Annotated in this window: 11 protein-coding genes; 9 read left to right on the top strand and 2 right to left on the bottom strand. The window is 69.3% G+C overall.

The genetic code is table 11. The annotated features are described in order from the left end of the window. Nucleotides 1-5: 5 nt before the first annotated feature. Nucleotides 6-635, bottom strand: coding sequence for an SACE_7040 family transcriptional regulator (locus HCT51_RS14605; protein WP_166877146.1), 630 nt, complete (start codon nt 633-635; stop codon nt 6-8). Between the two features lie 104 nt (nt 636-739). Here HCT51_RS14605 and HCT51_RS14600 point away from each other — a divergent pair, with 104 nt between their 5' ends. The 5 genes from HCT51_RS14600 to HCT51_RS14580 are packed head-to-tail and all read left to right on the top strand — an operon-like array spanning nt 740 to nt 6,909. Then, nucleotides 740-2,347: a carboxyl transferase domain-containing protein gene (locus tag HCT51_RS14600; protein ID WP_166877148.1), complete on the top strand. Its 1,608-nt coding sequence runs from the start codon at nt 740-742 to the stop codon at nt 2,345-2,347. Nucleotides 2,348-2,350: 3 nt separating this feature from the next. Then, a complete protein-coding gene (locus HCT51_RS14595; RefSeq protein ID WP_166877151.1) occupies nt 2,351-4,444 on the top strand; it encodes an acetyl/propionyl/methylcrotonyl-CoA carboxylase subunit alpha in 2,094 nt (697 codons plus the stop codon). Then, complete coding sequence (locus tag HCT51_RS14590; RefSeq protein WP_166877154.1) at nt 4,441-5,607, top strand: acyl-CoA dehydrogenase family protein; 1,167 nt, start codon at nt 4,441-4,443, stop codon at nt 5,605-5,607. The genes HCT51_RS14595 and HCT51_RS14590 overlap by 4 nt, the downstream gene beginning before the upstream one ends. A gap of 1 nt (nt 5,608) precedes the next feature. Then, nucleotides 5,609-6,109 carry a MaoC family dehydratase gene (locus tag HCT51_RS14585; protein WP_166877157.1) on the top strand — a complete coding sequence of 167 codons (501 nt, stop codon included), beginning with the start codon at nt 5,609-5,611 and terminating at the stop codon, nt 6,107-6,109. Next, entirely contained in the window at nt 6,106-6,909 is an 804-nt protein-coding gene (locus HCT51_RS14580) for an HpcH/HpaI aldolase/citrate lyase family protein (RefSeq protein ID WP_166877160.1), read from the top strand. Before HCT51_RS14585 ends, HCT51_RS14580 begins: the two co-directional genes overlap by 4 nt. 94 nt (nt 6,910-7,003) lie before the next feature. Here the strand turns inward: HCT51_RS14580 and coaA are convergent, their stop codons facing one another. Continuing rightward, nucleotides 7,004-7,951, bottom strand: a complete 948-nt coding sequence (coaA, locus tag HCT51_RS14575; protein ID WP_166877163.1) for a type I pantothenate kinase — start codon at nt 7,949-7,951, stop codon at nt 7,004-7,006. Between the two features lie 56 nt (nt 7,952-8,007). On the opposite strand from coaA, the gene glmS reads away from it, so the two are divergent. Genes glmS through tsaE form a run of 4 tightly spaced genes read left to right on the top strand, consistent with a single transcriptional unit; the run spans nt 8,008 to nt 11,784 of the window. Further along, nucleotides 8,008-9,855: a glutamine--fructose-6-phosphate transaminase (isomerizing) gene (glmS, locus tag HCT51_RS14570; protein WP_166877166.1), complete on the top strand. Its 1,848-nt coding sequence runs from the start codon at nt 8,008-8,010 to the stop codon at nt 9,853-9,855. A gap of 11 nt (nt 9,856-9,866) precedes the next feature. After that, complete coding sequence (locus HCT51_RS14565; protein WP_166877169.1) at nt 9,867-10,217, top strand: holo-ACP synthase; 351 nt, start codon at nt 9,867-9,869, stop codon at nt 10,215-10,217. Further along, the gene (alr, locus tag HCT51_RS14560) at nt 10,214-11,314 is read left to right on the top strand and encodes an alanine racemase (protein WP_166877172.1); all 1,101 of its coding nucleotides are present in this window, start codon (nt 10,214-10,216) and stop codon (nt 11,312-11,314) included. The genes HCT51_RS14565 and alr overlap by 4 nt, the downstream gene beginning before the upstream one ends. Next, the gene (gene tsaE, locus HCT51_RS14555; RefSeq protein ID WP_166877175.1) at nt 11,311-11,784 is read left to right on the top strand and encodes a tRNA (adenosine(37)-N6)-threonylcarbamoyltransferase complex ATPase subunit type 1 TsaE; all 474 of its coding nucleotides are present in this window, start codon (nt 11,311-11,313) and stop codon (nt 11,782-11,784) included. Before alr ends, tsaE begins: the two co-directional genes overlap by 4 nt. The last annotated feature ends 45 nt before the right edge of the window (nt 11,785-11,829 follow it).

Below are 11,829 nucleotides of genomic sequence, written 5' to 3'. Positions count from 1 at the left end.
GCGGCTCAGCGCGGGGACAGGGCCGCCAGCGCCATCTCCTCGAGCAGGGCACGCACGGTGCCGATCGGGATCGCCTTCGCGCGGCGGGCCCGACTGCCCTCAAAGGTGGCGCTGTGCGGCGTCGAGTTGATCAGGCCGAACGTCGCCTGCGCCCGGATCCGCAGCAGCGCGGCATCCACGCCAGGGTGCAGCCGGCCGAGCACCTCGACCCACAGCTCCACGTACTGGCGTTGCAGGGCGCGCACGGTGCGACGCTCGGTGTCGTCGAGGCTGTCGAGGTCGCGGTCCTGCACCCGGATAACCTCGGGATTGCCGAGAGCGAAGTCGACGTGGAAGGCCACGAGTTCAGTCAGCGCCGTCGCGGCATCCGCCGATCGCTCGATCACCGCCTGTCCGCCGGACAGCAGGTTCTCGCTGACGCCGACCAGCAGCGCGGCGAGCACCGCCTGTTTGCTGCTGAAGTGGCGGTACAGCGCCGGCCCGCTGACGCCGGCGGCCGCGCCCAGGTCCTCGATCGACACGCCGTTGAAGCCGCGCTCGGCGAACAGCGCCGCGGCAGCACTCAGCAGCGCCACGCGGCGGTCGGCCTTCGCCCTGCCACGCCGGGTGCCCGGCGGCGTCACTACCTCGGTCACCGCGGCTCCCTCCGAACGATCCACCCACTATAGACAATCCGGTTAATGACGGCTAACCTGAACCGAGTTAGCAGCTACTAACTGGATGTCGATGGGGACAAACCATGCAGACGCTCGATAGTGCACTCAGCGAAACGGATGACGCGTTCCGCGCGAACGACCAGGCCCAGCGCGCGCTGGCCGCTGAACTGCGGCAGCGGCTTGCGACCACCGCCCTCGGCGGGCCGGAGAGTTCCCGCGAGCGGCACCTCGCCCGAGGCAAGCTGCTGCCCCGCGACCGGATCGACCGGCTGCTCGATGACGGCAGCCCGTTCCTCGAGATCGCGCCGCTCGCCGCGAACGGCATGTACGACGACGAGTGCCCGTCTGCCGGGGTCATCGCCGGGATCGGCTACGTGCACGGCAGGGCCGTGCTGGTCATCTCCAACGACGCCACGGTGAAAGGCGGCACGTACTTTCCGATCACGGTCAAGAAACATCTGCGGGCCCAGCAGATCGCCCGCGAGAACCGGCTCCCCTGCATCTATCTGGTCGACTCCGGCGGGGCATACCTGCCGATGCAGGACGAGGTATTCCCCGACGCCGAGCACTTTGGGCGCATCTTCTACAACCAGGCGCGGATGTCGGCGGAGCAGATCCCGCAGATCGCGGCGGTGCTGGGATCCTGTACCGCCGGCGGCGCCTACGTGCCAGCGATGAGCGACGAAACCGTGATCGTGCGCGACCAGGGCACCATCTTCCTCGGTGGCCCGCCGCTCGTGAAGGCCGCGATCGGCGAGATCGTCACCGCCGAGGACCTCGGCGGCGGCGACCTGCACACCCGCGTCTCGGGGGTCGCCGACCACCTGGCCGAGAACGACGAGCACGCGTTGCAGCTGGTGCGTGGCATCATCCGCACCCTGCCGAAGCCCGCCGACCCGGTCTGGGAGGTGCAGCCCAGCCGCGAGCCCACCGCCTCGCCCGACGAACTGTACGGCGTGGTGCCGGTGGACGTGCAGGGCCAGTACGACGTGCACGAGGTGATCGCCCGGCTGGTCGACGGCAGCGAGTTCCACGAGTTCAAGGCGCGCTACGGGGCGACCCTGGTCACCGGCTTCGCGCGGCTGCACGGGCATCCGGTCGGCATCGTCGCCAACAACGGTGTGCTGTTCAGCGAGTCGGCGCAGAAGGGGGCGCACTTCATCGAGCTGTGCGACCAGCGTGGCATCCCATTGCTGTTCCTGCAGAACATCTCGGGGTTCATGGTCGGCCGGGACTACGAGGCCGGCGGCATCGCCAAGCACGGCGCGAAGATGGTGACCGCGGTCGCCACCACCCGGGTGCCGAAACTGACCGTGGTGATCGGCGGATCCTTCGGCGCCGGCAACTATTCGATGTGCGGCCGGGCATACGCGCCGCGGTTCCTCTGGATGTGGCCCGCAGCGCGAATCTCAGTGATGGGCGGCCCGCAGGCGGCATCCGTGCTCGCCACGATCCGCAGGGAGCAATTCGACACCCGTGGCGAGCAGTGGTCGGCCGATGACGAGGCCGCGTTCCAGGCGCCGATCCGAGAGCAGTACGAGGCGCAAGGCAACCCGTACTACTCCACCGCCCGGCTCTGGGACGACGGCATCATCGACCCGGCAGACACCCGCACCGTGCTCGGCCTCGCCCTGGACGTCTGCTCCCGCACCCTCATGCCAGAGCCCGGCTTCGGCCTGTTCAGGATGTGACGGATGTCGCAGCCTGAGGTCGCCCTGTCCGACACCCGTAGATCGGATGCCGCGTTGTTCGACGCCGCGTTGTTCAACACCGTGCTGGTCGCCAACCGCGGGGAGATCGCCTGCCGGGTGATCCGCACCCTGCGGCGCCTCGGTATCCGCTCGGTCGCCGTGTACAGCGACGCCGACCGGCACGCCAGGCACGTGTTCGAGGCCGACGTCGCCGTGCGGATCGGACCGGCCGCCGCCACCGAGAGCTATCTCGATTCGGCGGCGATCGTCGAGGCCGCCCGGCGCAGCGGCGCGCAAGCCGTGCACCCCGGGTATGGCTTCCTGTCGGAGAGCCCCACTCTCGCCGCCGCCTGCGCCGACGCCGGCATCGTGTTCATCGGACCGGGCATCGACGCGCTCACCGTAATGGGTGACAAGATCCGCGCCAAACGGCACGTCGCCGAGCGCGGCGTACCGGTGATCCCCGGCACCTCCGAGCCCAGCCTCGATGACGCCCAGCTGATCGCCGCGGCCGCCGACATTGGCTTCCCACTGCTGGTCAAGCCGTCGGCCGGCGGCGGCGGCAAGGGCATGCAGATCGCTGAGCACCCGGGCGAGCTGCCCGCCGCGCTCGCCGCAGCCCGCCGCATCGCGACATCCGCGTTCGGTGACGACACCCTGCTGCTGGAACGGCTGATCACCCGGCCACGGCACATCGAGGTGCAGGTGCTCGCCGACAACCACGGCGCGGTCATCCACCTGGGCGAACGCGAATGCTCGCTGCAGCGCCGGCACCAGAAGGTGATCGAGGAGGCCCCATCGGCGCTGCTCGACGACAGCACCCGGGCGAGAATCGGCGACGCCGCCTGCACCGTCGCGCGGAGCGTGGGGTACCGCGGCGCCGGCACGATCGAGTTCCTGGCCTCGGATGACGCGCCCGAGGAGTTCTTCTTCATGGAGATGAACACCCGGCTGCAGGTGGAGCATCCGGTCACCGAGCAGGTCACCGGCCTCGATCTGGTCGAGTGGCAGGTGCGGATCGCCGCCGGTGAGGCGCTGACTCTCGCCCAGGCGGATGTGCGGCTGACCGGGCACGCGATCGAAGCGCGCGTCTACGCCGAGCGGCCGGACGGCGGCTTCCTGCCGAGCAGCGGCACCGTGCTGGCCGTGCGGGAACCGGCGGGGGAGGGCATCCGCGTCGACAGCTCCCTTCAGGCGGGGCTGGAGATCAGCTCCCACTACGATCCGCTGCTCGCCAAGGTGATCGCCACCGGCGTCGACCGCGACCAGGCGCTCGCCCGCCTCGATCGGGCGCTGGCCGACACCGTCGTGCTCGGCGTGCACACCAACATCGAATACCTGCGGGCCCTGATTGCCGACCCGGCGGTGCGGGCCGCCCGGCTGGACACCACCCTGATCGACCGGCTACTCGAGCACCTGGTGTTCCGGCAGCCGGATGCCGCCATCCTCACCGCGGCCGCCCTGTTGCTGCATGCGGAGCGGTGGACCGCGGCCGATACTCTGTGGACCCGGCCGTCCGGCTGGCGGCTCGGCGAACACCGGCCGAGCGAGTATCGGTTCCTGGCGGAGCGCACGCCGGCGACGGTGCGGGTGGCGAGGACGGTGCTGGTCGCCGGGGCTCCGGAGGCGACATCCGTCACCATCGACGGCCAGACCCACGCTGCCCGGCTGACGCTCGACGCCGAAAGTACCGCCGGCATGCTCGAATTCGACGGCGCAACCCGGTGCCTCGCCCTGGCCCGCGACGGCGACGACGTGTGGATCGGCTCGGACGGCGCCGCCTTCCATCTGGTGCGGCACAGTCGCGGGGCACAGCTCGCCGCCGAACTCGCGGCCCGCGAGCGCGAGGAGCATCCGGTGATACCCGAGGTGCGCTCGCCGATGCCGGGCACGGTCACCGCGGTCACCGCGACATCCGGCGACATGGTTCAGGTCGGCCAGGCACTGGTCAGCGTCGAGGCCATGAAGATGGAGCACAAGTTGCTCGCGCCGGTCGCCGGCCACCTGCGTCTCTCGGTCGCCGTCGGCGACCTCGTCAAGGCCGACCAACTGGTCGCCACCATCACCGCACCCGACTCACCGGCAGGGGAATCATGAGCTACCAACTCAGCGACGAGCACCAGAGACTCGTCGACACCGTGCGCGACTTCGCCGACACCGTGGTCGCGCCCGCCGCATACGAATACGACACCAAGCGGTCGCTGCCGTACGACATCATCGCCCAGATGGGTGAGATGGGGCTGTTCGGGCTGCCGTTCCCCACCGAGTACGGCGGGCAGGGCAAGGACTACCTGTCGCTGTGCCTCGCCGTGGAACAGCTCGGCCGGGTGGACCAGTCGATCGGGGTCACGCTCGAGGCCGGGGTGGGGCTCGGCGCGATGCCGGTGTTCCGCAGCGGAACCGAGGAGCAGAAGCTCGAGTGGCTGCCGCAGCTGGCTTCGGGTGGGGCGCTCGCCGGGTTCGGGCTGACCGAGGCGGATGCCGGGTCGGATGCCGCGGGCACCAAGACCACCGCGGTGCTCGAGAACGGCGAATGGGTGCTCAACGGCAGCAAGCAGTTCATCACCAACTCCGGCACCGAGATCACAAGGCTGGTGACGATCACCGCGGTGACGGGGGTGTCCACCCGCGCCGACGGCTCGGTGAAGAAGGAACTGTCCGCGATTCTCGTGCCCACCCCGATCGACGGGTTCACCGTCGAACCGTCCTACGACAAGGTGGGCTGGCACACCTCCGACACCCACCCGCTCACCCTGCACAACGTGCGCGTGCCGGAGGCGAACCTGCTCGGCGAGCGCGGCCGCGGCTACGCCAACTTCGTGCAGACCCTCGACGAGGGCCGCATCGCGTTCGCCGCGCTCTGCACCGGCGCCGCCCAGGGCTGTCTGGAGGAGGCCACCCGGTACGCGCGCACCCGCAACGTGTTCGGTCACCCACTCGGCTCGAACCAGCACATCGCGTTCAAATTGGCGCGGATGCAGGCGAGGGTGCACACCGCGCGCCTGGCATACTACGCGGCGGCCGAGCTGATGGCGGCGGGCCAGCCGTTCAAGATGGAGGCGTCCATCGCGAAGCTCGTCGGCAGCGAAGCGGCGATGGACAACGCCCGCGACGCCACCCAGATCTTCGGCGGCTACGGCTTCCTGAACGAGAGCCCGGTGGCCCGGCACTATCGCGACTCGAAGATCCTCGAGATCGGCGAGGGCACCAGCGAGGTGCAGCTGATGGTCATCTCCCGCGCCCTCGGATTCGAGGCCTGAGATGACCGACGAGCCTCGCGACGACGACCGCAAGATTGAGGTGCAGCGCGGCCTGTACTTCGAGGAGTTCGACGAGCACACCCTGTACCGGCACAGCCCGGGCCGCACGGTCACCGAAGCCGACAATGTTCTGTTCAGCACGCTCACCATGAACTCGCAGGCGCTGCACCTGGATGCTGCCTGGGCTGCCACCCAACCGTTCGGGCAGCGGCTGGTCAACTCGATGTTCACCCTCGCCACCCTGGTCGGGGCGTCGGTGACGCAGCTGACCCAGGGCACCATCGTCGCCAACCTCGGCTTCGAGACGGTGGCATTCCCACACCCGCTGTACCACGGTGACACCCTGTACTCCGAGACCATCGTCACCGGCAAACGGCTCTCCGCCTCCCGCCCGGGGCAGGGGATCGTCACGCTCGAGCACACCGGGCGCAATCAGCACGACGTGGTGGTCGCCACCGCCGTTCGCTCGGTGCTGGTCTGGTGCCGGGAGGCCCAGCCATGAGCGGGTTCAGCCTGGGGCCGGCGCTGCTGTTCTGCCCCGCCGACCGGCCCGACCGGTACGACAAGGCGGCCGAACGAGCGGATGCCGTGATCCTCGACCTCGAGGATGCGGTGCGCCCGGAGCAGCGCGCCGCCGCCCGCGCGGCGCTGGTCGAGCACCCGCTGGATCCGGAGCGCACCATTGTGCGGGTGAACCAGGCCGACACCGCCGACTTCCTCGCCGACATCGCCGCGCTCGCCGCCACCGAGTACGACACCGTCATGCTGCCGAAAGCGGAAACCGTGGCGCAGCTCGGCCGGCTCGAGGAGTACGAGGTGATCGCCCTGTGCGAGAGCGCCCGCGGGGTGCTGGCGGCCGCCGAACTCGCCGCGGTGCCGAACGTGGTCGCGCTGATGTGGGGTGCGGAGGATCTGGTCGCTTCGCTCGGCGGCAGCTCATCGCGACATCCGGATGGCACATACCGGGCGGTCGCCCGGCACGCCCGCTCGACGGTGCTGCTGGCCGCCGGCGCGCACGGCAAGACGGCGATTGACACCGTGTTCCTCGATATCGCCGACACCGCGGGACTGGCGGCGGAGGCCACCGACGCCGTGGCCAGCGGATTCGGGGCAACGGCCTGCATCCACCCCAGTCAGGTGGCCGTCATCCGCGATTCCTATCGGCCGAGTGAGCAGGATGTCGCGGACGCCCGCGCGTTACTGGAGGCGGCGGCCGCCGAGCCCGGGGTGTTCCGCTTCCGCGGGCGCATGGTCGATGAACCCCTGCTGCGGCACGCTCGGGCGGTCCTCGCCCGCGCTTAGAAGCCGCTGCAAGCAATGCGGGGTTCCTCACTCAATGCGGTGCTATGTAGCTCCGCATGGTGTGAGAAACCCCGCATGGTTCGGCATTGCGGGATTAGATCTTGCGCAGCAGCACGCTCGACACGGCGTGCTCGGAGCTCTTCCGCAGTACCAGCGACGCCCGCGGACGGGTCGGCAGCACGTTCTGCAGCAGGTTCGGCTCGTTGATGCTGTGCCAGATCTCCTTGGCGCGAACGATCGCCTCGTCCTCGGTGAGCTCCGCGAAGCGGTGGAAGAACGACTTCGGGTTGGTGAACGCGCCGCGCTGCAGCTTCAGGAACCGCTCGATGTACCACTTTTCGATGTCGCTGGTTCGGGCGTCCACGTAGATGGAGAAGTCGAACAGGTCACTCACCGCGAGCCCGCGCTGCGTGGTCGGCGGCTGCAGCACGTTCAGCCCCTCCACGATGAGCACGTCCGGGCGGCGCACCACGATCTCGGCATCCGGCATGATGTCGTAGCTCAAGTGGGAGTAGAACGGTGCGCGCACCTCCGGCGCCCCGCTCTTCACCTTCGAGACGAAGCGCAGCAGCGCCCGCCGGTCGTAGCTCTCGGGGAAACCCTTGCGCTCCATCAACCCGCGACGCTCCAGCTCCGCGTTGGGCAGCAGGAAGCCATCGGTGGTCACCAGCTCGACGCGGGGCGTGTCCTCCCAGCGTGCCAGCAGCTCACGCAACAGTCGCGCGATGGTGGATTTACCCACCGCGACCGACCCGGCGACCCCGATCACGAACGGCGTCGTCTCCGCGTGCTCACCGAGGAACGCACTGGTCTGGCGGTGCAGCTGCCGCGATCCCGCCACGTAGAGATTGAGCAGCCGGCTGAGCGGAAGGTAGACCTCGCGCACCTCGGCGAGGCTCAGCATGTCGCCGAGACCGCGCAGCTGCACCACCTCGGTTTCGCTGAGCGGTTGCGGGGTCGCCGGCGCGAGCGCTGCCCACCGGGCACGGTCGATTTCGACAAACGGGGTGCTATTGCCGTGCGCGGCATCATGGGCGGACATCGCCTCCACAGTACCGCGCAGCGAACTCCCGACCGCCTCACCGTAGAATCGACGCCATGTGTGGAATCGTGGGTTATGTCGGTGCTGACAAGAGCATCGAGGTCTTGATGGGCGGCCTGCGCCGTCTGGAGTACCGCGGGTACGACTCCGCCGGCGTCGCCGTGATCGACACGGCAGGTCACATCGACACCAGAAAACGTGCAGGCAAGCTGCAGATGCTGGTCGACGAACTGGCCGAGCGTCCGCTCGCCAACGGCGCCACCGGCATCGGCCACACCCGCTGGGCCACGCACGGCGGACCGACCGACGGCAACGCGCATCCGCACCTGGGTGATGACGGCAAGTTGGCGCTCATTCACAACGGCATCATCGAGAACTTCCACGAGCTCAAGCAGGAGCTGCTCGACGCCGGCGAGACCTTCTTCAGCGAGACTGACACCGAGGTCGCCGCAATCATGGTCGGTCGCGCCTACCGTGAGTCCGGCAGCCTGTACGAGTCGCTGCGCGTGGTGGTCAACCGTCTCGAGGGCGCCTTCACCCTGCTCGTCATGCACGAGAACGAGCCAGGCGTGGTCGTCGGCGCTCGCCGCAACTCACCGCTGGTGATCGGCCTCGGCGATGGCGAGAACTTCCTGGGCTCGGATGTCGCAGCCTTCGTTGAGTTCACCCGTCGGGCAGCCGAGATCGGCCAGGACCAGATCGTCACCATCCGCCAGGACTCGGTGACCGTGACCGACTTCGCCGGCGCGCCCGTCGATCTCAAGGAGTTCGAGATCTCCTGGGATGCCTCCGCCGCCGACAAGGGCGGCTGGTCGAGCTTCATGAAGAAGGAGATCAGCGAAGAGCCGGAAGCTGTCGCGAAGACCCTCCTCGGCCGGGTGCACGACGGCGCCGTCGTGCTCGACGAGCTCACCCCGATCGGCGACGACGTGCTGAAGGGCATCGACCGCATCGCCATCGTCGCCTGCGGCACCGCCGCATACGCCGGCATGGTCGGCAAGTACGCGATCGAGCAGTGGGCGCGCGTGCCCGTCGACGTCGAGCTGTCCCATGAGTTCCGCTACCGCGACCCCGTGCTGACCGAGCGCACCCTCGTGATCTCAATCAGCCAGTCCGGCGAGACCATGGACACGATGATGGCGGTGAAGTACGCGCGAGAGCAGGGCGCGCACACCCTGTCGATCTGCAACACCCAGGGCGCCAGCATCCCGCGCGAGTCCGATGCCGTGATCTACACGCACGCCGGGCCAGAAGTGGCTGTGGCATCCACCAAGGCGTTCGTCGCGCAGATCACCGCGCTCTACCTGTTCGGCCTGAAGCTGGCTGAGTTGCGCGGCACTCTCGACGCGGCCGAGATTGCCGAGAACGTGACCGAACTGTCCAACATCCCCGGCAAGCTCGAGCAGGTGCTCGAGACCAGCGGCAAGATCGCCGAGTTGGCGCACTGGATGGCAAACACCCGCTCGGTGCTGTTCCTTGGCCGCCACGTCGGGTACCCGGTCGCGCTCGAGGGTGCGCTGAAGCTCAAGGAGCTGGCCTACATTCACGCGGAGGGCTTCGCCGCCGGAGAGCTCAAGCACGGCCCGATCGCGCTGATCGAGCCGGGCCAGGTTGTCTTCGTGGTCGTCCCCAGCCCGCGTCAGGGATCGCTTCACCCGAAGGTGGTGTCGAACATCCAGGAGATCCGCGCCCGCGGTGCCCGGGTGATCGCGATCGCCGAACAGGGGGATGCCGCCGTGTTGCCGCACGCCGACGAGGTGATTCCCATCCCGCTGGCCGGTCGCATGTTCGAACCGCTGCTCTCCGTGGTGCCGCTGCACATCTTCGGCATGGAGCTGGCCGCGGCCAAGGGCCTCGACGTCGACCAGCCGCGCAACCTCGCGAAGTCCGTCACCGTCGAATAGGCGGTGGCCAGGTGATCGTCGGCATCGGCGTGGACATTGTCGACCTCGCCCGATTCGAGCGGGCCGTGCGACGAACCCCCGGACTCGTCGAGCGTTTGTTCGCCGAGAGCGAACGCGCGCTGCCGCTGCGCTCGCTCGCCGGGCGGTTCGCCGCCAAGGAAGCCCTGATGAAAGCCCTCGGCGAGACCGCCAACATCCGCTGGCACGACATGGAAGTGGTTTCCGACGACGAGGGCAACCCGTCGTTCCGGCTTGGTGGCGTGGCCTCCGAGATTGCCGAGCGACGGGGCATCGGCCGCATCCACCTGTCCATGGCGCACGACGCCGGGGTTGCCATCGCCTACGTGGTGGCCGAGTCGTGAGCGCGCCGTTCCGCGAGGCGCTCGTCGACCTCGGCGCGATCACCGAGAATGTGCGGGCGCTTCGGGCCAGCGTGGCGACCTCCACCGTGATGGCGGTGGTGAAGGCCGACGGCTACGGCCACGGCGCTATCCCCGCCGCTCACGCCGCGCTGGACGGCGGGGCGAACTGGCTCGGCGTCGCCGACATCGCCGAAGCGCTGCGGCTGCGCGACGCCGGTATCACCGCGCCTCTACTTGCCTGGCTGCACGCGCCCGGCGCTGACTTCGCCTCGGCGATCGAGGCGGGGATCGACCTCGGCGTCAGCTCTGCCGCCCAGCTCGAGGAGGTCGCCGCCGCAGGACCCGCGGCCGTGCAGCTGAAGCTGGACACCGGGCTTGGCCGCAACGGCATCCAATCGGATGACGCGGAAGCCGTCTTCCGGCGCGCCGCCGACCTGCAACACCTGGGCCGGATCCGAGTGCGCGGGCTGTTCAGCCACCTCTCCAACGCCAGCGTCGACGACGACACCGCTCAGCTGGCCGTGTTCGAGCAGCAGCTTGCCGCAGCCCGCGCCGCCGGACTCGACCCCGAATTCACCCACCTCGCCGCGACCGCCGGCGCGCTCAGCCTGCCGGCCGCGCGCCTCGGCATGGTGCGGCTCGGACTGGGCATCTACGGCCTGTCCCCGTTCACCGACACAACCTCCACCGCCCTCGGGCTGCGCCCGGCGATGCGGCTGTCCGCGGTGGTCGCGTCGGTGAAGCGGGTGCCCGCCGGCCAGGGCGTCTCCTACGGGTACACCTTCCGTACCGCCGCACCCACCACGCTCGCCCTGGTGCCGCTCGGCTACGCCGACGGCGTGCCACGGCACGCGTCGAACCGGGCGCCGGTGTCGATCAACGGCCGCACATACCGGATCGCCGGCCGGGTAGCGATGGACCAGTTCGTAGTGGATGTCGGCGACGCCCCGGTGTCGGTCGGCGACGCGGCGGTGCTGTTCGGCGACCCCGCCGAGGGCGTGCCCTCGGCCGACGACTGGGCCGCCGCCTGCGACACCATCAACTACGAGATCGTCACCCGCATCGGCGCCAGAGTGACGCGCAGCTACCGCTCATGAGGCTGGTCATCGACACTCCCGACGCGATGGAAGCGCTCGGTGCCCTGATCGCCCGCCAACTGCGCGCCGGCGACCTGATCGCCCTGAACGGAGAACTCGGCGCGGGCAAGACCACGTTCACCCGTGGCCTCGGCGCCGAACTCGGCGTGCGCGGCGCGGTCACCAGCCCTACCTTCGTGCTCGCCCGCACCCACCCGCGGGAAACCGGCGCGCCGCTCGTGCACGTCGACGCCTACCGGCTGTCCAGCGCCATCGAACTCGACGACCTCGACATCGACTTCGAGCATTCCATCGCCGTCGTGGAGTGGGGCGCCGGCCTGCTCGACGGCATCAGCGACTCCTGGCTCGAGCTCGACATCGTGCGGCCGATCGGCGGCGTGGAATCCGAGGAGGGCGTGGAGCCGCGGGAGGTCACCGTCACCGGTCACGGGTCGCGCTGGGCCGACCTCGGCTGGCTGCTCGGTCGGTAATAACGCCCTCGGAAGGACGCTTTAGCCAAGATACGTCCTCCCGAG

The sequence above is a fragment of the Salinibacterium sp. ZJ450 genome, from assembly GCF_011751885.2.
GTDB lineage: Bacteria > Actinomycetota > Actinomycetes > Actinomycetales > Microbacteriaceae > Ruicaihuangia.
This window is presented reverse-complemented; position numbering and strand designations above follow the sequence as displayed.

Bases quoted from the DNA above. Each gene is read 5' to 3' on its own strand.
- HCT51_RS14585 (WP_166877157.1), top strand. From the start codon at position 5,609: ATGACCGACGAGCCTCGCGACGACGACCGCAAGATTGAGGTGCAGCGC.
- HCT51_RS14600 (WP_166877148.1), top strand. From the start codon at position 740: ATGCAGACGCTCGATAGTGCACTCAGCGAAACGGATGACGCGTTCCGC.
- tsaE (WP_166877175.1), top strand. From the start codon at position 11,311: ATGAGGCTGGTCATCGACACTCCCGACGCGATGGAAGCGCTCGGTGCC.
- HCT51_RS14580 (WP_166877160.1), top strand. From the start codon at position 6,106: ATGAGCGGGTTCAGCCTGGGGCCGGCGCTGCTGTTCTGCCCCGCCGAC.
- coaA (WP_166877163.1), bottom strand. From the start codon at position 7,951: ATGTCCGCCCATGATGCCGCGCACGGCAATAGCACCCCGTTTGTCGAA.
- glmS (WP_166877166.1), top strand. From the start codon at position 8,008: ATGTGTGGAATCGTGGGTTATGTCGGTGCTGACAAGAGCATCGAGGTC.
- HCT51_RS14590 (WP_166877154.1), top strand. From the start codon at position 4,441: ATGAGCTACCAACTCAGCGACGAGCACCAGAGACTCGTCGACACCGTG.
- HCT51_RS14595 (WP_166877151.1), top strand. From the start codon at position 2,351: ATGTCGCAGCCTGAGGTCGCCCTGTCCGACACCCGTAGATCGGATGCC.